This window comes from Glycomyces amatae, from assembly GCF_020991375.1.
GTDB classification, from domain to species: Bacteria; Actinomycetota; Actinomycetes; order Mycobacteriales; family Micromonosporaceae; genus Glycomyces; species Glycomyces amatae.
This window is the reverse complement of sequence record NZ_JAJLQZ010000004.1, coordinates 284,443-304,011: the sequence shown is the minus strand read 5'-3', so window position 1 is coordinate 304,011 and position 19,569 is coordinate 284,443. Positions and strand designations below refer to the sequence as shown.

Genomic DNA, 19,569 nt, shown 5'->3' with positions numbered 1-19,569 from the left:
ACTAGGAGGATTAAAGCAGACAGCCGACGCGATACCGTTGACAGGCCGCCAATTCATCCCATGAATTGACTCGATTCTATCCCGGCTGCTCACGACGCACCAAGTCGCGCCCGAAACAGCCGGACAACGGTTTCCACCCCGCCGGACCACCGCCCGCACCCGAATCTGGTAGGAGCCACGCGTGACGACCGACGCCGCGCCCGCCGGCACCGCCGAGGGGCCCGCCCAGCGGGGACCCGACGCCGACCACCCCGACGAGCACCCGGCCCCCACGCCCCGCGCCGAGCTCGCCGACCCCGCGCCCGCCGCCAAGGCCGCCGCCGCCGGCTGGATGCTCGTCGCCGGCGTCGTCCTCGCCGCCTTCAACTTCCGCACCGCCGTCACCAGCGTCGGGGCGATCCTCGCCGAGCTGCGCACCGGCCTCGGCATGTCGGAGACCGTCGCCGGCCTCCTGACCACCCTCCCGGTCCTCGCCTTCGCCGGGCTCGGCGCCCTCGCGCCCCGCCTCGCCCGCCGCTTCGGCCCGCGCCTGCTCCTCACGGGCGCCCTCCTGGTCATGAGCCTGGGGCTCGTCGCCCGCGCCTGGGCCCCGAGCACCGCGGTCTTCCTGCTGTGCAGCCTCCTGGCGCTCGCCGCCGGGGCCATCGGCAACGTCGCGGTCCCGGTCATCGTCAAGCGCTACTTCCCGAACCGCATCGGCGCCATGACCACCGCCTACTCCACGACGCTCGCCGTGGGCACCGCCGTCGCCGCCGCGGCCACGGCCCCGATCGAGCACCTCGTCGACGACTGGCGCGTCGCGCTGGCGGTCTGGGCCCTCCCGGCGCTCGTCGCGATCGTCCCGTGGCTGCTGTGGCGCCCGGCCGCCGCGGCCTCCGGCGCCGCCCCGATCGACGGCCTCCGCGGCGTCCGCCGCTCGCGCCTGGCCTGGATGATGCTGGCCGCCTTCGGCTGCCAGTCGGCCATCGCCTACATCCTCATGGGCTGGACGACGACGATCCTGGCCTCCGACGGGATGGACGCGGCCGCCGCCGGGTCGATGCTCGGCGTGCTCACCGTCGTGCAGATCCCCGTCTCGGTCGTGGTCCCGATCCTCACCGTCCGGTGGGGTCCGCGCCCGGTCTTCCTCGTCCTCATGGCCTGCTACCCGCCCGCCCTCGCCGCGCTCTGGCTCGACGGCGGCGGCCCGCTCACCTGGGCCGCCATGGTCCTGTTCGGCATCGGCACCTCGGTGTTCCCGCTGATCCTGACCCTGTTCGGGCTCCGGGCCCGCACGCCCGCCGGGACCAGCGCGCTGTCCTCGTTCGCCCAGTCCGGCGGCTACCTCATCGCCGGGGCCGGCCCGCTCGCGGTCGGCTGGGTCTTCGGCCTCACCGGCTCGTGGAGCGTGCCCTTCGGGCTCATCGCGGTCCTGACCGCGCTCCTGCTGTTCGCGGGCCTGTACGTCACGCGCGAGCGCTTCATCGAGGACGAGCTCCGTCCCACATAATGAACTCCCTGGATAGCGGACGAACGGGGGCAAACGATCCCCCGGTCCCAGGCGTAAACCCGAGACATGCCACGATAGTGCTGTGGACCACACCGTCGTGGAAATCGGGAGGCGATCGTGACCAACGAGGTGCTGTGGCTGCCGCGGCCTGATGCGGTGGAGACCACCAACATCGGGCGCTTCAGCCAGTGGCTGTCGCGCCGAGAGGAGCGCGACCTCACCTCTTACCCTGCGCTGTGGCAGTACTCGGTGGAGCACCTGAGGCCGTTCTGGGGCGCGGTCTGGGAGCACTTCGGCCTCGGCAAGACCGTCCCCGAGCACCGCGTGCTCGCCGACGAGTCGATGCCCGACACCGTGTGGTTCCCCGACGAGACCTTCAACTACGCGCGCGCCGTCCTCACCGCCCCCGGCGTGGGGGAGGAGGACGTCATCGTGCGCGCCTACTCCGACACGCGCGAGACGGTGGAGTGGACCCTCGCGGACCTGCGCGAGGCGGTCGCGCGCGCCCGCGCCGGGCTGGTCGCCCACGGGGTGCACCGCGGCGACCGCGTCGCCGCCTGGATGCCGAACATCCCCGAGACCTTCGCGCTCATGCTCGCCTCGGCGAGCCTCGGCGCGGTCTTCTCCAGCTGCGCCCCCGAGTTCGGCGCGAAGGCGGTCCTCGACCGCTTCGCGCAGATCGAGCCGAAGGTCCTGGTCGCCGTCGACGGTTACAAATACGGCCCCAAGTCGATCGACCGCACCGACGACCTGCGGCGCGTCGCCCGCGGCATCGAGGGCCTCGGCGCGCTCGTCACCCTGCCCTACCTGGGTTCGGACGAGGTCGAGGGCGAGACCTGGGACCGCTTCTGCGCCTACGACGAGGGGATCGCGTTCGAGCCGCTCACCTTCGACCACCCGCTCTACATCCTCTACTCCTCGGGCACCACGGGCCTGCCGAAGGCGATCGTCCACTCGCACGGCGGCATGGCGCTCGAGCACGCGAAGATGCACTCGCTCCACCACGACCTCGGCGTCGGCGACCGGTTCTTCTGGTACTCCACCACCGGCTGGATGATGTGGAACTACCTCATGTCCGCGCCGATCGTGGGCGCCGGGATCGTCATGTTCGACGGCCTGCCCGACCCGGCGGGCATGTGGCGCCTCGCCGAGGAGTCCGGCACCACCTACTTCGGCACGAGCGCTCCCTTCCTCATGGCCTGCCGCTCCCGCGGCGTCAAGCCGAGCGAGGAGGCCGACCTGTCGCGCCTCCGCGGCATCGGCTCCACGGGCGCCCCGCTCCCGGCGGTCGGCTTCGACTACGTGTACGAGTCCGTCAGCCCCACCGCGCAGCTCCAGTCCCTCTCGGGCGGCACCGACCTGTGCACCGGCTTCATCGGCGGCGCGCCCACGGTCCCGGTGTGGCGCGGCGAGCTCTCCTGCCGCTGCCTGGGCGCCGACGTCCGCTCCTTCGACCCCGAGGGGCGCCCGGGGATCGGCCGCGAGGGCGAACTGGTGATCGCCTCGCCGATGCCGTCGATGCCCGTGGGCCTGTGGGGCGACCCGCTCAAGCACCGCTACCGCGACACCTACCTCACCGACTTCCCCGGGATCTGGCGCCACGGCGACTGGATCACCATCTCCGACCGCGGCTCGGCGGTCATCTCCGGGCGCAGCGACGCCACCCTCAACCGCGGCGGCGTCCGCATGGGCACCGCGGAGTTCTACGCGGTCGTCGAGGCGATCGAGGGCGTCGCCGACTCCCTCGTCGTGCACCTGGACGACCCCGGCCAGGACCGCCTCCTGCTCTATGTGGCCTGCGCCGAGGGCGCGGAGCTCGACGAGGCCATGCAGGGGCGCATCAGGGCGGCCCTGCGCGAGCAGCTCTCGCCCCGGCACGTGCCCGACGAGGTGCGGCAGGTCCCGGCGATCCCCAGGACCCTCAGCGGCAAGAAGGTGGAGGTCCCGGTCAAGAAGATCCTCAAGGGCGTCGCGCCCGACGAGGCCATCGCCCGGGACGCGCTGGCCGATCCGGACGCGCTCAGGGCCTTCCTGCGGTGAGCCGCCGCACGGGAGGGGGCAGTGTGGACGGCCGTGCCGGCGGGACTGTTGCGAAACCTGAGTGACGCGGGGCGTATAAAGACCCGATTTCCTTCTGCGGCAAGGGAATTCAAAAGGGTGTGTGCCCGATCGCAACCGTCGGGCAGATAGTATGCAACGCGTCGCCCCGGTCGGTTTCCCCCGTAGCCGCCGGGGCGGCGCCATGCCCGCCCGCCGCCGCGGGCACGGGCCGCCCCCGGCGGCTGTGCTCCAATGGTCGGCGTGACTGACGAGGATCTGGCCGCCGCGGAGGTGGGCGTCGGCCCCTGGGAGGGCCCCTGGCCCGAGGGCGCGGAGTACGACCCGGAGCTGCTGCGCCTGGGCGACCGCCGCAACGTGGTCGACCGCTACCGGTACTGGCGCCGCGAGGCGGTCGTCGCCGACCTCGACGAGCGCCGCCACGACTTCCACGTCGCCATCGAGAACTGGCAGCACGACTTCAACATCGGCACCGTCGTGCGCAACGCGAACGCGTTCCTCGCCGCCGCGGTCCACATCGTCGGCAAGCGCCGCTGGAACCGGCGCGGCGCGATGGTCACCGACCGCTACCAGCACGTCGAGCACCACCCCACCGTGGAGGCGTTCGTCGACCGGGTCGCCGCCGAGGGCCTCGCGGTGGTGGGCGTCGACAACCTGCCCGGCTCGGTGCCGATCGAGACGACCTCCCTGCCGCGCAACGCGGTCCTGGTCTTCGGTCAGGAGGGCCCCGGCCTGTCCGAGCCGGTGCGCGAGGTGTGCTCGATGGTCTGCTCGATCACCCAGTTCGGGTCGACCCGCTCCATCAACGCGGGCGTGGCCAGCGGGATCGCCATGCACGCGTGGGTGAGGGAGCACGTCTTCGGGCAGGGCCCCGCCGCCCGCCGCGCCGGCTAGCGCGATCCGTCCGAAATCCGACGCCCCCGGGGGCCCCGAACGCCGTGCCCCGGTGGCACCCTTGAAGGGTGCGCACCGGCCCGGCGCCGTGCCGGTCGCGGCGCCGCGTCGACGCTTCGCACCCGCAGGGCGCGTACGCGAACGAACGGTGTCGGATAGCTGACGCTTCCCTGGGACTGCGGCGGCGATGCGCCTACATTGAGCCAATGGAAGGCTACTTGCGGTAAGCTCCCCGTTGGTACAAGCGAATAGGTTGTTCCGCTGGTAGACAGGCGGAGCCGGGCATATCGACACCGCCCGGCGACCCTGGCTCCCGGCACCGGCCGCTCGGTTCGCACCGATGGGGCCCACTGCAAAACTGAAAGCCGAGTCATGCTCGTACGGTAGACTCGTGCCAGCCTGCGCCAGACGAACGATCGGCCAGGACCCTTGACGGGAGGGGTGAGGAAGTTGAAGAAGTTTCTGACTTGGGGCGGACTTGCGTTCCTGGTGTTCTTTGTAGCCTTCAGGCCAGGCGAAGCCAGCGATGTGGTCGGGAACCTCGCAGGCGGAATCCTCGATGCCGCGAACGGTTTCGCGGCGTTCTTCACGAACCTCGTGACCTGACGGCGACGGCAGCATGACCGATTCCGGTGCAGGCGGCTCGGGGGACAAGAAGGACACCGAGCCGCTGGAACCCCCCAGTCCCCGCGCCCCCTCCGACGGTCCCGCCCCGGGCGCCGAGTCCCCCACCCGCGAGTACGCCTTCCCCGCCGGCACCGCCCCGGCGGCGGCCGCGAGCGACATCGACGGCGTCCGCTTCGACGACGGCGCGGGCGTCGGCCTCCTGTCCGGAGTGCGCGCCCCCACCGTCCCCGACGTCCCGTCCCCCATCTCCGCCCGCTACCTCTTCCCCACCGAGAAGTACCGCGGCGAGTGGCGCCGCCACTGGGTCCACCTCATGCCCTGGTACATCATCGGCACCCTCTCGACCTTCATCATGGGGCTCGCCTCGGGGATGCTCACCAAGTGGGAGTCCCAGAGCCGCGACACGGCCCTGACGGTCACCGTCGTGGTCTGGCTGCTCATCCTGGGGTTCGTGGGCTGGAAGATCCTCGACTGGTACATGGACCGCTTCATCCTGACCAACAAGCGGATCATGCTCATCCAGGGGGTCATCACCCGCTCGGTCGCCATGATGCCGCTCGGCCGCGTCACCGACATGAAGTACTCGCAGTCGCCGATGGGCCGCATGCTCAACTACGGCGAGTTCATCATCGAGTCCGCGGGCCAGGACCAGGCGCTGCGCAACGTCCCGCACCTGCCGAACCCCAACGAGCTCTACCTCCAGATGTGCGAGGAGATGTACGAGCCCGAGGCCGTCGACGAGCGCGAGGCCGAACCCGAGGAGGACCTCATCCCCGAGGAGCCGGTGCGCAAGGACGCCGACGTCTGACCCCGCCGGGTCCCCCTCGACCACCGACACCCGCCGACGCGTCGGCGGGTGTTTCGCGTGTTGGGCGCCGGTGCCGACGTGACGCCCGCTGCGCCCCGCGATGCCGGGACCCACCCGGTTGCACCTACTTCGTATACTCACCTTCTACCGACCCTCGGTTGCCGACGACACCCATCTTTTGGCAGAATTCCGCCCTGCGGGGCAACTTTCCTCCGGGGGTATGTCGTCTGTTGTTCGACCCCTCCAGGGAGACGCGTGAGCGAGACCAAATCGTCCCAGGACGAGGAGTTCCGCGAGTACGTGGCGGCGCGCTCGGCCGCGCTGCATCGTGCGGCGTATCTCCTCACGGGGAACTGGGCGACAGCGGAGGACCTGGTGCAGACGACCTTGACGAAGACCTACCTGGCATGGGGACGGATCAGGACCACTGATTCGATCGACGCCTATGCCCGCCGGATCCTGTACAACACCAACGCCTCCTGGTGGCGCAAGCGCTCCAACCGCGAGAAGCCCACCGAGATCTTCGAGGACCGCCCCGACACCTCCCGCGACTTCACCGAGCACTCGGCCGTGCGCGACGCCATGTGGCGCCACATCGCCGCCCTCCCCAAACGCCAGCGCGCGGTCCTCGTCCTCCGCTACTACGAGAACCGCTCGGACCCGCAGATCGCCGAGGTCCTCGGCATCTCGGTCGGCACCGTCAAGAGCCAGGCCTCCCGCGCGCTCGCGGGGCTCCGCAAGCGCCTGGGCACCCCGGCGGCGGCGCTCGGCATCGCGATGGACTCCAGGGAGGCCGCGTGAGCGGGGATCTGGAATCCCTTCTGCGCAGCGAGATGGCCGACAGGGCCCGCGCCGCGCCCTTGACCGACGACGACCCCGGGCTGGCCGAACTGGCGATCGCCGGGGCCGGCCGCATCCGCCGCCGCAGGCGCCAGGCCGCCGCCGCGAGCGGCGCGGGCCTGCTCGTGCTCGGCGCGGCCGTGTTCGTGTGGCAGCCCTGGGTCGGGTCCGGCCCCGAAGGCGACCTCATCGCCTCGGACACGAGCGCCACCGAGGCGCAGCTCGAACTCGACATGGAGTTCGTCGTGCTCGCCGAGAACGGCGAGTACGAGGTCCTCAACGAGGCGGGCGAGTCCGTCCCGATCAGCGAGGAGCAGCCCGCGAGCGTCTACCGCCTCGCCGACGCCTACGCCACCGAGACCGAGACCGCGGTGAGCTTCACCCCCCTCGACGGCGCCGCCCCGCTCGTGTACGAGAAGCCGACCCCCGAGACGTACATCGAGGCCAACACCGGCGGCACGCAGCTCGCGGTCGTCTCCCCGACCGCCGAGTACACCCGGGAGGAGTACCAGCTGCTGAACGCCCCCTTCGACGAGCTCGGCGAAGCGCCCGCCGTCTTCACCACCGACTACGCGCTGACCCTCCAGGACTGGAGCGACAGCACCGCCTTCTTCTCGGGCGACCTGCACTCCACGACCGGCGGCAACGAGGGGCCCTACTGGTTCGAAGAGGAGTACGACTGGGGGTTCACCACGGTCGGCACCGCCGGCTTCGAGGCGCTGGTCGTCGTCGACATCACCGATCCGGACTTCGTCTGCGTGGCCGACCTCGCGCCGGGCACGGGCCTCGCCGCGCCGGGCGAGCAGTGCGGGTCGATCGGGTCCGACGCGATCCAGCAGGAGCTGGCGAGGGCCGCGGCCGACGGCGAGGCCGTGGAGCGGGCCCGGAGCGCCGTCGAGCAGGTCGATCGGAGCTACAGGTACCCGCTCGTGGAGGGCTTCGACCTCGGCGAGTACGAGGACCGGTACGAGGACTCCACGGGCCTGTGGACCGATCCGATGCTGCGCTGGCAGCTGACCGGCGACAGCACCGACGACACGTGGCTCCTGCTCGACGACTCCGGGGAGGAGCCGTTCCTGTCCGAGCTCACCCCGCCGCCGGGGGCGATCATGCCGGTGCTCAGCTACGTCTTATCCGGAATGCCCCGGCACGGTTGAGCCGCACCTAACACGAGTGTCCCGATCACCGGCTGTGACCCGGCGGACTTGACATACTCGCTGCGTGGGTGGACTCGAGTACTTTCTGACCGTCGCGGTGACGCTGTTCGTCATCATGGACCCGCCCGGCATCGTGCCGATCTACCTGGCCCTGACCGGGACCATGGACCAGCGCCAGCGGAGCCGGGCGGCGCTCCAGGCGACGTGCCTGTCCCTGGGCGTGATCACGCTGTTCGCGCTGCTCGGGCAGCAGATCATCAGCTACCTGCACATCGACCTCGCCGCGCTCCAGGGCGCGGGCGGGCTCCTGCTGCTCCTGGTCGCCCTCCAGCTGCTGACGGGGAAGGCCGACGACCCGAACGAGGCGGCCACGTCGAACATCGCGCTCGTGCCGCTGGGCACCCCGCTGCTGGCCGGGCCCGGCGCGATCGTCGCGGTGATCCTGTTCGTGCAGCAGGCGTCATCCAGTGTGGACTACCTGTGGATCGCTTTGGCGATCGTCGTCATCCACACCGCGATCTTCCTGGTCATGCGCTTCTCGGGATTCCTGGTGAAGGTCCTGCGGCGCGGGGGCATCGAGGTGCTCACCCGCATCGCGGGCGTGCTGCTGGCCGCGATCGCGGTGCAGCTGATCGCGGACGCCGTCATGGGCTACGTCGAACTCTTCGAAAGTTCTGCCGGGGCTACCGGTTGGTGATCACTTTAGGGTTCAATTAACTTCATGACGACGATTCTCGACCTGCCCCTCCACCCGCTGGCCGTGCACGCGCCGATCATCCTGGTCGCGCTCCTGGTGCTGCTCGGCCTCGCCTACCTCCTGGTCCCGCCGCTGCGCCGCTTCGTCGGCTGGGCGGTGGCGATCCTCGTGCTGGTCGGCCCGGCCGCCGCGTACGGCTCGGTCTTCAGCGGCGAGCAGCTCGCCGACTACACCTATCCCGACGGCTGGCCCGAGGCGGTCCAGCAGCACCACGACAACGGCTACTGGCTCCTGTGGACGCTCGTCGCCCTGATCCCGGTGTGGTTCCTGTTCGCCGGGCTCGACCGGGGCCGCCGGGCCGCGCTGCTGCGCAACGCCGACGCGCCCGCGCCCGCCGCGGGCGAGGACGGCGCGTCCGGCTCGGACGACCCCGCCGCGACCGGGCGCAAGGTCCTCATGTTCATCATCGGCCTGATCGCGTTCGCGCTGCTGCTGATGGCGGCCTGGGTGCTCTACCGGACCGGGCACACCGGCGCCGAGATGGTCTGGGGCGGCACGGTCCGGTAGGGCGTGCCGCGGGGCGGTCCCGGCCGGGACCGTTCGCCGTCCGCTCAGCTGCTGAGGAGGCCGGTGATGAGGACGGTGAACATGAGCGCCACCGCGGCGAGGGCGAGCCAGTGGGTGACCAGGCGGGCCCGCTGCTCGGCGGCGTCGATGGCCGCGTGGTCCTGCGCCGGGAGGCGCCGGGGCTCGCCGGGGAGGGCCACGGCCTCGACCCGCCAGCCGGGAGGAGGCGGCACGCTCGCGGGCGGGCCCTGGTAGCCGCTGCTGTCGGACGGGTCGCTCATGGGGAGAGCCTAACGCCGGGCAGAGGGAAGGCCCCGAGGAGCCGCTCGGAAGCGCCCCCGAACGACAAGGGTGCCCGAGAGGTCCGACAAACCAGGCGATCGCGGTGCCCGCTCGCATCTTGAGGCGATGGGCGGGCAGGGGCGAGGCCCCGGGCGCCGGTGCGCGGCGCCCCCGACGACAAGGGCGCCGCGGGGGCCCGACATCTCCGGTGGCGCCGTTCGGCGGGCAGGGGCGACGGTCCGCGGCGCCGTGCCGAGGCGCCCCCGATTCGAGCGTGCCCGAGGGGCCCGACAGCACGGCGGTGGGCGGGGGCCCCCCCGGGGGGGGGCGCCCCCCCCCCCCGGGGGGGGGCCGGGGCGGCGGGGGGGCGGGGGGGGGGGGGGCGCGGGGGGGGGGGGGGCGGGGGGGTGGGGGTCTGCGTGTTTTTTTTTTTTTTTTTTTTTGTTTTTGTGTTTGTTTGGGGGGGGGGGGGGGGGGGGGGGGGGGGGGGGGGGGGGCCCCCCCCCCGCCACCGGGTCTAATCGAACAGGCCCTGGCCGATCCAGCCGTCCTCGTCGCACCCCGGCGGGAGGACGAACACGGCCGAGCCGATCGGGACGGCGTAGTCGTTGAGCAGGTCGGACTCGGCCAGCCGCTCCTGGATGGCGATGAACTGCCCGATGTCGGCCTGGTAGGAGACGAACACCAGCCCGGTGTCCGACTCCCCCGCGGGCCCGGGGCCGTCGTCGTAGTTGTAGGAGCGGCGCAGGATCGTCGTCCCCGCGTCGATGGCCCGGCGGACGTGGGCCCCGGCCGGGATGACCGGGAGCCCCGAGTCCTCGCGCGCCTCGAGGTCGACCGGGTCGTCCTCGCGCTCGCCGGTGAGCGGGGCGCCGTCGCTGACGCGGCGGCCGATCACCCGGTCCTTGCCGACCGCGTCGAGCTTGTCCCACTCGTCGAGGTCGGTGCGCATCCGCCGCACGACCATGACGGTGCCGCCCGCCAGGGGCCCGGCGTCCTCGCCGAGCCAGACGGCCTCGCCGCCGTCCCCGGTGGACGGGTCGGGATTGCTCGTCCCGTCGACCTGGCCGAGGACGTTGCGGGGCGTCCCTCCCCCGGCCGGCCGCTGCCGGAAGCCGCGCTGGGCCCAGCGGACCGTCGCGAAGGACCGGGAGTCCTTGACCAGCATGCGGATCGCGTGGCTGACGGCCAGGTCGCCCTCGCCGCACACCTGGACGAGCAGGTCCCCGCCCGACCACGCCTCCTCGAGCCGGTCCACCGAGAACGCCGGGAGCGGCCCGGCGCCGGGCGGCGCGGGCAGGCCCAGGCGCTCCAGCAGGCCGAGGCCGAAGCCGAACGTGACCGTGAGCAGTGCGGGCTCGGCGGCCAGTTCGGGGTCGGCGTCGGCCAGCGCCGCCTCGCCCTGCGTGAGGCGCGCGGCGTCGTCGGTCAGCAGCCGCATGACCGCGGCGAAGCGGTCGGCGTCGACCTCCTCGCCCAGGTCGAGCGACAGGAGCACCGTGCGGGACGGGGCGTCGCCGGTGATCCCGGCCTGGTGGGCGCCGTGGAACGGCACGGTGGTCGCGGGTGCGGCCTCGGGGGCGGGCCCGTCCGGGCCGCCGGCGAGGGCCGCCGCCCCGGCGCCGGCGGCGCCGAGCGCGGCGACCCCTCCGGCCGCCCCGAGCAGTCCGCGCCGGTTCAGGCGCTTGCGCTGCGGTTCCATCGGCCCTACATGCCGTCCGTGCCGCCGGGCCGGTACTCCTCGTCGCCGCCCTCGAAGTCCTTGGCGACGGCGGTGACCGCCAGCTCGGAGCCGTCCTCGAAGCGGAGGGTCACGGCGACCTCGTCGCCGGCGACGACCGGTGCGGCGAGCCCCATCAGCATGATGTGGTCGCCGCCGGGGGTGAGCTCGTGCTCGCCCTCGGCGGGGACGAGGAAGCCGTCGGGGACCTCCTGCATGACCATCGCGCCGCCGGCCTCGACGACCTCGTGCAGTTCGACCGTGCCGAGGTCGCTCTCGGCCGAGACCAGGTGGGCCTCGGTGCCGGAGGCGTTCTCCAGGACGCCGAAGAGGGCGGTCATGTCCTCCTCGGTCGTCTTGACCCACGCGTCGGTGATCACCACCGACTCGGCGGCGGTGGCCTCGGCCGTCTCGGCGGCCTCGTCGGCGTCGGGTTCGGTGCCGCAGGCGGCGAGCAGGCCGAGGCCGAGCAGGGCCGCGGCGGTGCGGGCGGGAAGGGTCGGGGTGTGTCGGGTCTTTCGCATGTTCGCTCTCGTTTCCGGATGCGAGCGCGCGGCACTCCGGACGCGGGGACCGCGTCGGTTCACGGGTGCGCGGGCTCGCGGCGACCGCCCTGCCAGGGGCGCCGCCGACGTCAGAAGGTCAGTGGGAGAACGCGGGCGAAGGCGGACCGCGCCGGGAGGCGGTCGTGGCGAGCAGCCGCAGCACCGGCGGCGCGAGCACGCGCCCGGCGCGGGCGCGCGGGAGGCGGACCGGCGCGGCCTTGCGCAGCCGCAGCAGCAGGACGGCGGCCGTCCACAGGACCAGCAGCTCCAGGAAGGCCGCGAGCGCGGCGTCCCCGCGGGCGAGCCAGACCGCGCTGACGGCCATGGCCAGGGCGTGGACGAGGAGCATCGCGGGGCTCGGCACGAGGTGCTCGAGGTGCCCGGCGCTGGCGGTGAACCAGGCGTGCAGCCCGGCCTGCGCGGCCGCGCAGGCGGGCAGGAGGGCCAGGGGGCCGCGCTGGGCGGCGGCGAGCAGGTAGGCAGCCGCGGCGACCGCGCCGACCGCGGCGGCGAACGCGCCCCACGAGATCGGGGCGCCGCCGGCGGTGAAGTGCAGTCCGGCCGAGACCAGGACGCAGGCGACCGCGAACACGAGGGCGCGGAACCCTCGGATGATCGGTCGGCCGATGTGCACGGAGCGATTCTCGCATGACCGGCCGCCTTCGGACTGTCAGGCTCCCGACTCGCGGCCGCCCGCGATGCGGCGCCGCGCGCCCGGGTCCCGGGCGCGCGGCGGGGCGTCAGGCCGCGGCGATGGCGGCCTCGACCGTGTCGGCGAAGTCCTGCGAGTCGACCCGCTTCCCGTCGACGACCGCGGTGGGCGTGCTGGAGACGCCCTGCCCGTCCGTCGCCGAGGCGGTGCCCTCCTGGACCCAGCCGTAGTAGGTCTCCTCGTCCACGCACTGCTCCCAGTCCCCGTCGAGGCCGGTGTCGGCGCCGATCCGCTTGAGCTCCCCGTCGGTCAGGCCGGTGGTGTTCTCGGCGGGCTGGCCCGCGTAGAGCGCCGTCGTGTAGTTGAGGAACGGCTGCTCGCCCGCGTCGGCGGCGCACACCGCGGCCGAGGCGGCGCGGGTGGAGTACTCGGTGCCCTGGCTGAGGCGGTCGAGGATCGCGATCGGGTGGTAGTCGACGGTGACCGAGCCGTCGTCGAGCCAGCCCTGGAGGTCGGCGGCGTGGGTCGCCTCGAACTGCCGGCAGGCCGGGCACATGTAGTCGATGTAGAGGTCGATCTCGACGGGTCCGTCGCCGAGGCGGACGGCGTGGTCGCCGGTGGTCGCGGCGGCCGGCTCGTTGACGTCGTACTCGACGTCGCGGTTCATCCAGATGCCGAGGCCGAGGAGTCCGCCGATGAGGAGGACGGCGGCGCCGATGGCGACGCCGAAGACGATCTTCCTGCGGCGGGCCTCGGCGGCCTGCTGCCGGCGCAGCGCCTCGATCGCGGCCTTGCGGCCGGCGCGGTTGGACTTGCCCATGGTGGTGGTTCCGTTCTGTGTTCGCCGGGTTCGCGGCCCGGCGGTGCGAGCGAATGCGGGAGGAGGCCCCGGTCCGGCGTGCGCGGCGGGGCCTGCGGCGGCGCGCCGACGGCGGGCGCGCACGGCCGGGGACGGGCGCACGCGAAGGCGCGCGCCCGCAGGCGGGATCAGTGGGAACGGAGCGGGCGCGGCGGGCCGCGCAGCGAGACGGCCGAGACCAGCGGCTCGATGACGGGGGCCGCGGTGCGCGACGGCGGGGGCCCGGTGCGGACCGGGGCCTGCGGCGTGTGGCCGCGGAGCGGCGGCGGGGCGGCGAGCAGCAGCACCACGGCGTCGATGAACGCCGCGAGCGCCGCGTCGCCGCGGGCGAGCCACGCCGCGGAGACCGCGGCGGCCAGCAGGTGCACGAGCAGCATGGAGGGCTCGGGCATCAGGTGGTGCAGGTGCCCGGCGCTGAACCAGACGTGCAGGGCCGCCTGCGCGGTACCGCACAGGGCGAGCAGCGACAGCGGTCCGCGCTGGGCGCCGCCGAAGACGAAGCCGACGGGCGCGAGCGCGGCGACCGCCGCGGCGAAGGGGCCGGCGCCGACCGCGCCGCCGTCGGCGACGACGTGCAGTCCGGCCGAGACCGCCGCGCAGGCCAGCGCGAACACCAGGGCCCGCAGCCCGCGGAACAACGGCCGACCGACATGCACCGAGACATCCTCGCATGACCGCCGGTGCCGTGCGTGGTCGCACGGCGACGGGGCCGACCGCGGTGTTCAGGCGCGGTCGGCCCCGTCTTGGAATCACCCTCGCCTCGCGGCAAAGGATCGGGGAGGGCGATCGGCGCCCTCCGCGTCTGTCGGAACGCCGAGGCGTCCGCGGCCCGCACGTCCACGATCCCACGGGACCGCTCGCGGCGCGGCACCGCTAACGCCACAACCTTACTCTTGCAAATTACTTGCATCAGCGAAGTCCCGCCTTACCCGGCCGCCGGTCGGGCGCCGGGCCGGAGACCGATGCGGACGGCGGCGGACCGCGCCCCGGCGGGGGCGCTACGTCCGGTCGTCGGCGTGCCCGGCGAAGGTCAGGGCCGCGGTCACGCGCCGGTCCTTGTCCGTGGTGTCCATGTCGAGCTTGGCGAAGATGCGGCCGACGTGCTTGCGGACGGTGGCTTCGCTGATGAAGAGCCGCTGCGCGATCGCGCCGTTGGTGAACCCCCGGGACATCAGCTCGAGCACCTGGGTCTCGCGCTCGGTGAGCCCCTGGAAGCGGGTGGCGGTCGGGTCCGCGGGTCCGGCGGCCCGGGGGGCGGGTCCCGGCTGCGGGAACTGCCGGTCGATCCAGGCCCGCTGCGCGCGGACGGCCTTCAGCGTCCCCGATGCGATGGCGACGAGCAGGATCGAGCCCAGGGCCGCCGCCGGCCACGCCTCCAGCGGGGTGTCGATCCGTGCGAAGCCGAGATCGACCTGGTCGCCGCGGACCAGGAGCGGGGCCAGCGCCAGGACGGCGGGGACGGGTACGACCAGCAGGAGCGCCGCGAGGTCGGCGGCTGCGAGCGCCCCGGCCAGCAGCGTCGCGGCGCCCCCCGAGCCGGGGGCCCGCCGGGGGACCGTGCCGATGCCTGACTGACTCATGGGCTCCACGGTATAGGTAGCGTGCGCACTACTCCTGCCGCGGACGGCGCGAAGTAGCGTCTGCGCCCATACCGGGGACGGCGCCCGGCGGGTTGGATCGGGCACATGAACACGGAGACGGCCTCGGGCGCCGTGTCGGCCATGGCCGAGGGAACGAAGACCTACGGGTCGGGCGAGACCGCGCTGCGGGCGCTGGACGCGGTGTCGATCGCGGTGCCGCGTTCGTCGTGGACCGCCGTCATGGGCCCGTCCGGGTCGGGCAAGTCGACCTTGCTGCACTGCCTCGCGGGTCTGGAGCGCCTCGACGCGGGCCGGGTGGCGTTGGACGGGCGCGACATCACCGCCGCCTCGGACGCGGAACTGACCCGGCTGCGGCGGACCGCGATCGGATTCGCGTTCCAGAACTTCAACCTCGTCACCTCGCTCACCGCGGCCCAGAACGTGGCGCTGCCGCTGCGGCTGTCGGGTGCGCGCCCCGCTCGCGGGGAGGTCCGCGCCGCCTTGGACGCCGTCGGACTCGGCGACCGCCTCCGGCACCGCCCCGGGCAGCTCTCGGGCGGCCAGCAGCAGCGCGTTGCGCTGGCGCGGGCCATCGCGACCCGCCCGAAGGTGCTGTTCGCGGACGAACCGACCGGCGCGCTGGACACCTCGTCCGCGCAGGCGGTGTTCGCGCTGCTGCGCTCGATGGTCGAGGCCGGGCAGACCGTCGTGATGGTGACCCACGACCCGGTCGCGGCCGCATGCGCCGACAGCGTCCTGTTCCTGCGCGACGGGCGGCTGGTCGACCGGCTCGACGGGGCCGGCGCCGCGACCGTGGCCGCCGTGCTCACCGGACTGGAGTCCTGATGTCCGCCTTGACCCTGGCCGGGCTCCGGGAGCGGTGGCCCCTGCTGCTCGGCGCGCTCCTCAGCGTCGCCGCGGGAACCGCCCTGCTGGCCTCCGCGATGACGGTCGCCGACTCGGCGACGCGGCCCGGGCTCGCCGGGCTCGACCAGCGGCAGGCGTTCGCGGTGCGCGACGCGTTCGACGCCGTCGCGGCGATCATGATCATCAGCGCCATGCTGACCGGACTGCTGACGGTCTTCATCGTCGCGACCACCTTCGCCTTCGCGGTCGCCGAGCGCCGCCGCGACATCGCGCTCCTGCGCCTGCTCGGCGCCGGACGCGGGCAGGTGCGCCTCGTGCTCCTCGGCGAGGCCCTCGCCCTCGGGACGGCCGGCTCCGCCATCGGGCTGGCGCTCACCGGGCCGGCGGTGTCGGCCCAGATGTGGCTGCTGCGGCGCGCCGACTTCGTCCCCGGCGGATTCGAGCTCGGCCGCCCTTCGTGGCCGCTGTGGACCGCCGGCGGCGTCGGCGTCGCGGTCGCCCTCCTCGGCGTGCTGGCCGCCTCCCGCCGGGCCTCGCTGGTGCCGCCGCTCGAGGCGGTCCGCGGCGGCGGCGCCCGCGACCGGACGATGACGGCGGGACGCTGGACCGTCGGCGTCCTCATGCTCCTGGCCACGGCCGCGCAGATCGCGGCCGCGGCCCGCGTCGGCCTCGTCGTCGCGCTCGCGCTCGGCATGGGCGTCGCCCTCACCGGCGCGATCGCAGCAAGCCGGCTCGCCCCCGCCGTGATGCCCCTCGCCGCCCGGGCGCTGGGCGCGCCGCTGCGCCCGACGGCGCTGGGCTCCCTCGTCGACGCCAACGGACGCGAAGGCGTCCAGCGCTCGGCCGCCACCGCCGCCCCGGTCATCGTCCTGGTCGCCCTCGTCGTCAGCGTCACGAGCGCGCTCGCCGCGACGGCGACGGCCACCGCCGTCGAAGCCCGCGACCGCATCGACGCCGACCTCGTCGTCACCACCACCGGCGCCGAGGCCGCAGTGGTCGCCGCGCTGCCCGGCGTCGCCGCGGCCTCGCCCGAATCCACCCCGGACCTGTTCATCGACCTTCCGCAGCGCACCGGCGGCGGCATCGAGACCGAACGCCGCTTCGACGGCTACGCCGTCGTCGACCCGGCCGGCTACGCCGCCCTCCACCCGGTCGCCCCTGTCGCCGGCAGCCTCGCCGACCTCGACCGCGACCACATCGCCGTGATGGAGCGCCCCACCGACGGCATCGGCTTCGAGCTCGGCGACCCGGCGACGGTCACCGTCGGCGCGCAGACCGTCCCCGTCCGGATCGCGGCGATCCTCCCCGAGCAGCTCTCCACCGGGCAGCAGATCCTCCTGCACCGCGACCTCGTACCGGACGACCTGCTCGACACCGCGCCCACCGACGTCCTGGTCGAGGCCCGCTCGCACGACGACGTCGCCGCCGTGCGGGCGGCCGCCGAACCCTACGGCGACACGGCCGCGGTCGAGGAGTGGATCACCGCCCGCACCGAGGCGGCGCAGCGCACCAACGACGCCACCCTCGAGGTGCTCCTCGCCCTCTCCGGCCTCTACACCGTCATGGCCGTCGCCAACGCCGTCGTCATCGCCGGCACCGGGCGGCGCCGCGAGCACGCCGTCGCCCGCCTCTCCGGCCTCACCCGGAGGCAGGTCGTCGCCGCCACCGCCCTCGAAGCGGCCGTCACTGCCGTCACCGGCCTCGTCCTCGGACTGGCCGTCGCCGCGTGCGCCGTCCTCGGGATCGCGCTCGCCGCCCGCCGCAGCGTCGGCTCGGCCGTCGTCGAGATCCCCTGGACGCTGCTGACCGCCACCGCCGCGGGATCGCTCGGACTGGCCGTCGCGGTCTCCGCCCTCGTCGCGGCGCTGGTCACCCGAACCGACCCCATCACGGTCGCCGCCGCCCGGGAGTGATCCCGCGGTCCGCGCCGATGCCGCCCGTCCGACGATTGAGAGTGATCATGCGCAAGTACCTGCCGGGAACGGTCGCCGCGACGGCGATCGCGATGGCCGCCGTCTTCATCGCCCCGGCGCCCCGGGCCGCCGCCGACCCCGCGGCATGCCGCGAGCTCGACGGCGACACCGTCCGGTCCGCGATCGGCCGGACGGTGGAAGACCAGCTGGAGCGGTTCTCGATCCCGGGCGCGGCGGTGTCGTTGGCGGCGGAAGGGGAGACGGTGCTCGCCGAGGGGTTCGGGCTCGCCGAGGTCAGCGGCGGTCGGGCGTTCGACGGCGCGGACACCCCGTTCCACATCGACTCCGTGTCCAAGGTCTTCACCGCGACGGCCGTCATGCAGCTGTTCGAGCGGGGCGAACTCGAGTTGGACGCCGACGTGAACCGGTACCTGGCGTCGTTCCAGATCGAGGACGCCTACCCGGGCCGCCCGATCACGCTCGAGCACCTCCTGACGCACACCTCGGGCTTCGAGGACGCCCTGATCGAACCCGACGCCGACACCGGCCTGGGCGCGCACGTGGAGTCGCGCCGGCCCGAACGGGTCCGCCCCCCGGGCGGCGTGCACTCCTATTCGGACTACGGGTTCGACCTCGCCGGCCACATCGTGGAGGCGGTGTCCGGCATGCCCTACGAGCAGTACGTGCACATCAATGTCCTCGAACCGCTCGGCATGTCGGACACCCGGTTCGCGACCGGCGCCGACGAGGACCTCGCGGTCGGGTACGAGGCGTCCGGCGACGGCCTGCGGCCCGCCGAGCGCGGGCGCACCAGCCTGGCGCCCAGCGTCGGCGTCGTCTCGACGGCGGCGGACATGGCGACCTTCATGACCGCCCAGCTCACCGGGGAGGCCGGAGGCGCCCGGATCCTCAAATCATCCACTGTGGACCTGATGCACTCGACCCGGTTCCGGCAGACGCCGCACGCGCCGGGCCTGGCGCTGCCGTTCGCCGAAGAGCACCGCGACGGCCTCCGGCTCCTCGGCCACAGCGGCGAAGGCCCGGGCACGCACAGCATGCTCATACTGGTTCCGCAGTGCGGGATCGGCCTGTTCGCCACCTACAACGGCGACGGCACGGGGAGCAACCCACTGTTCCCCGGCGCCTACCGGGCGCGGTCCGACCTGAAGGCGGCCCTCGTCGCGGAGCTGGCCTCGCCGCCCCAGTCAGAAGAGGACGACCCGGCGGCGCCCTCGGCCGAGCGGTTCGCCGGCACCTACCGCTGGACGAAGCTCGACGGGGACGACCCGGCACGGCTGTTCGCACTGCTCTCGGTGCCCGCCGACCTGAAGGTCAGCGCCGCTCCCGGCGGCGGGCTCGTCACCGAGGGGTTCTCGACGGACGCGGACGGCTTGGGTCAGCGGTGGGACGCCGCGGGCGCCGACCGGTTCCGCCTCCGGGGAGGCTCGCAATACCTGACGTTCGACACCGACCGCGACGGCCGCCCCGTGCTCGCGGCGACGTCGTACGGCTTCTACCACTTCGGTTTCCAGCGGATCGGCTGGTACGAGTCCCTCGGGCTCCACCTGGCCGTGCTCGGCGTCGGCGGACTGCTCATCCTGAGCGCCCTCGCGTGGCCCGTGCTCGCCATCGGGCGCCGTCGCCGAGGCCGCGCCTCGGACCGGTGGGGCGCCGTCACGCGGCTGGCGGTCGGCGGTTCGGCCTTCGCCGTCCTCGCGCTCGCAGGGGCCGCGGGCGCGGCCGGGGCCGCAGGTTCCGGCCTCGGCGCGGGCGTCCTGGCCGCCGCCACCGCGTTCGCGGCGCTCGGGCTGGCGGGTTCGGCAGGGTTGGTCGTCCGGGCATGGCTTCGCCGCGGCGGCCGGGTCCGGGGCGCCGTCCACCTCACCGCCGTCTTCGCGGGCGCGGCGGCCGTTTTCACCGTCGCGAGCTACTACGACCTCACCGCCATCGGCCATCTCTGACGCCCCGCGGCCGCCGTCGCGAGCGGGGAGGACGAGGGCACCGCAGCGAAGGC

Annotated in this window: 19 protein-coding genes; 12 read left to right on the top strand and 7 right to left on the bottom strand. The window is 73.6% G+C overall.

Translation table 11 applies throughout. The features are described 5' to 3' along the window. The first annotated feature begins 181 nt into the window (after positions 1-181). The 9 genes from LO763_RS08645 to LO763_RS08605 all read left to right on the top strand — a co-directional run bounded on the left by LO763_RS08645 (position 182) and on the right by LO763_RS08605 (position 9,137). Positions 182-1,489, top strand: a complete 1,308-nt coding sequence (locus LO763_RS08645; RefSeq protein WP_230601568.1) for an MFS transporter — start codon at positions 182-184, stop codon at positions 1,487-1,489. Between the two features lie 117 nt (positions 1,490-1,606). Beyond that, the gene (locus LO763_RS08640) at positions 1,607-3,529 is read left to right on the top strand and encodes an acetoacetate--CoA ligase (RefSeq protein ID WP_230601567.1); all 1,923 of its coding nucleotides are present in this window, start codon (positions 1,607-1,609) and stop codon (positions 3,527-3,529) included. A 252-nt stretch (positions 3,530-3,781) separates the two neighbouring features. After that, the gene (locus LO763_RS08635) at positions 3,782-4,441 is read left to right on the top strand and encodes a TrmH family RNA methyltransferase (protein ID WP_369431942.1); all 660 of its coding nucleotides are present in this window, start codon (positions 3,782-3,784) and stop codon (positions 4,439-4,441) included. A gap of 441 nt (positions 4,442-4,882) precedes the next feature. Then, complete coding sequence (locus LO763_RS08630; protein WP_230601565.1) at positions 4,883-5,047, top strand: hypothetical protein; 165 nt, start codon at positions 4,883-4,885, stop codon at positions 5,045-5,047. Positions 5,048-5,060: 13 nt separating this feature from the next. Next, positions 5,061-5,876 carry a PH domain-containing protein gene (locus LO763_RS08625; protein ID WP_230601564.1) on the top strand — a complete coding sequence of 272 codons (816 nt, stop codon included), beginning with the start codon at positions 5,061-5,063 and terminating at the stop codon, positions 5,874-5,876. A gap of 255 nt (positions 5,877-6,131) precedes the next feature. Beyond that, the gene (locus tag LO763_RS08620; protein ID WP_230601563.1) at positions 6,132-6,677 is read left to right on the top strand and encodes a SigE family RNA polymerase sigma factor; all 546 of its coding nucleotides are present in this window, start codon (positions 6,132-6,134) and stop codon (positions 6,675-6,677) included. Further along, positions 6,674-7,873 carry a hypothetical protein gene (locus tag LO763_RS08615; RefSeq protein WP_230601562.1) on the top strand — a complete coding sequence of 400 codons (1,200 nt, stop codon included), beginning with the start codon at positions 6,674-6,676 and terminating at the stop codon, positions 7,871-7,873. Before LO763_RS08620 ends, LO763_RS08615 begins: the two co-directional genes overlap by 4 nt. Before the next feature lie 64 nt (positions 7,874-7,937). After that, on the top strand, positions 7,938-8,570 hold the full coding sequence (locus LO763_RS08610; RefSeq protein ID WP_230601561.1) for a MarC family protein: 633 nt from the start codon (positions 7,938-7,940) through the stop codon (positions 8,568-8,570). 24 nt (positions 8,571-8,594) lie between these two features. Beyond that, entirely contained in the window at positions 8,595-9,137 is a 543-nt protein-coding gene (locus tag LO763_RS08605) for a hypothetical protein (RefSeq protein WP_230601560.1), read from the top strand. A 44-nt stretch (positions 9,138-9,181) separates the two neighbouring features. Here the strand turns inward: LO763_RS08605 and LO763_RS08600 are convergent, their stop codons facing one another. From LO763_RS08600 to LO763_RS08570, 7 genes are all read right to left on the bottom strand, one after another. Continuing rightward, positions 9,182-9,418 carry a hypothetical protein gene (locus LO763_RS08600; RefSeq protein WP_230601559.1) on the bottom strand — a complete coding sequence of 79 codons (237 nt, stop codon included), beginning with the start codon at positions 9,416-9,418 and terminating at the stop codon, positions 9,182-9,184. A gap of 518 nt (positions 9,419-9,936) precedes the next feature. Beyond that, entirely contained in the window at positions 9,937-11,121 is a 1,185-nt protein-coding gene (locus tag LO763_RS08595) for a Dyp-type peroxidase (RefSeq protein WP_230601558.1), read from the bottom strand. A 5-nt stretch (positions 11,122-11,126) separates the two neighbouring features. Beyond that, entirely contained in the window at positions 11,127-11,663 is a 537-nt protein-coding gene (locus tag LO763_RS08590; RefSeq protein ID WP_230601557.1) for a copper chaperone PCu(A)C, read from the bottom strand. Between the two features lie 118 nt (positions 11,664-11,781). Then, on the bottom strand, positions 11,782-12,318 hold the full coding sequence (locus LO763_RS08585) for a hypothetical protein (protein WP_230601556.1): 537 nt from the start codon (positions 12,316-12,318) through the stop codon (positions 11,782-11,784). A gap of 106 nt (positions 12,319-12,424) precedes the next feature. Further along, complete coding sequence (locus tag LO763_RS08580; protein ID WP_230601555.1) at positions 12,425-13,156, bottom strand: DsbA family protein; 732 nt, start codon at positions 13,154-13,156, stop codon at positions 12,425-12,427. 167 nt (positions 13,157-13,323) lie between these two features. Further along, entirely contained in the window at positions 13,324-13,851 is a 528-nt protein-coding gene (locus LO763_RS08575; protein WP_230601554.1) for a hypothetical protein, read from the bottom strand. A gap of 342 nt (positions 13,852-14,193) precedes the next feature. After that, positions 14,194-14,775, bottom strand: a complete 582-nt coding sequence (locus LO763_RS08570) for a helix-turn-helix transcriptional regulator (RefSeq protein WP_230601553.1) — start codon at positions 14,773-14,775, stop codon at positions 14,194-14,196. 105 nt (positions 14,776-14,880) lie between these two features. On the opposite strand from LO763_RS08570, the gene LO763_RS08565 reads away from it, so the two are divergent. From LO763_RS08565 to LO763_RS08555, 3 genes are read left to right on the top strand one after another with little or no spacing between them, the layout of a single operon-like run. Beyond that, a complete protein-coding gene (locus tag LO763_RS08565) occupies positions 14,881-15,621 on the top strand; it encodes an ABC transporter ATP-binding protein (RefSeq protein WP_230601552.1) in 741 nt (246 codons plus the stop codon). Continuing rightward, positions 15,621-17,555 carry an FtsX-like permease family protein gene (locus tag LO763_RS08560; RefSeq protein ID WP_230601551.1) on the top strand — a complete coding sequence of 645 codons (1,935 nt, stop codon included), beginning with the start codon at positions 15,621-15,623 and terminating at the stop codon, positions 17,553-17,555. The genes LO763_RS08565 and LO763_RS08560 overlap by 1 nt, the downstream gene beginning before the upstream one ends. 47 nt (positions 17,556-17,602) lie before the next feature. Continuing rightward, complete coding sequence (locus LO763_RS08555; protein WP_230601550.1) at positions 17,603-19,516, top strand: serine hydrolase domain-containing protein; 1,914 nt, start codon at positions 17,603-17,605, stop codon at positions 19,514-19,516. Positions 19,517-19,569 lie beyond the last annotated feature (53 nt).

What these genes read in the sequence shown, in the direction of transcription:
- LO763_RS08590 (WP_230601557.1), bottom strand. Translation starts at nt 11,663, where the DNA reads ATGCGAAAGACCCGACACACCCCGACCCTTCCCGCCCGCACCGCCGCG.
- LO763_RS08560 (WP_230601551.1), top strand. Translation starts at nt 15,621, where the DNA reads ATGTCCGCCTTGACCCTGGCCGGGCTCCGGGAGCGGTGGCCCCTGCTG.
- LO763_RS08595 (WP_230601558.1), bottom strand. Translation starts at nt 11,121, where the DNA reads ATGGAACCGCAGCGCAAGCGCCTGAACCGGCGCGGACTGCTCGGGGCG.
- LO763_RS08605 (WP_230601560.1), top strand. Translation starts at nt 8,595, where the DNA reads ATGACGACGATTCTCGACCTGCCCCTCCACCCGCTGGCCGTGCACGCG.
- LO763_RS08625 (WP_230601564.1), top strand. Translation starts at nt 5,061, where the DNA reads ATGACCGATTCCGGTGCAGGCGGCTCGGGGGACAAGAAGGACACCGAG.
- LO763_RS08635 (WP_369431942.1), top strand. Translation starts at nt 3,782, where the DNA reads ATGGTCGGCGTGACTGACGAGGATCTGGCCGCCGCGGAGGTGGGCGTC.
- LO763_RS08565 (WP_230601552.1), top strand. Translation starts at nt 14,881, where the DNA reads ATGAACACGGAGACGGCCTCGGGCGCCGTGTCGGCCATGGCCGAGGGA.
- LO763_RS08600 (WP_230601559.1), bottom strand. Translation starts at nt 9,418, where the DNA reads ATGAGCGACCCGTCCGACAGCAGCGGCTACCAGGGCCCGCCCGCGAGC.
- LO763_RS08580 (WP_230601555.1), bottom strand. Translation starts at nt 13,156, where the DNA reads ATGGGCAAGTCCAACCGCGCCGGCCGCAAGGCCGCGATCGAGGCGCTG.
- LO763_RS08555 (WP_230601550.1), top strand. Translation starts at nt 17,603, where the DNA reads ATGCGCAAGTACCTGCCGGGAACGGTCGCCGCGACGGCGATCGCGATG.
- LO763_RS08570 (WP_230601553.1), bottom strand. Translation starts at nt 14,775, where the DNA reads ATGAGTCAGTCAGGCATCGGCACGGTCCCCCGGCGGGCCCCCGGCTCG.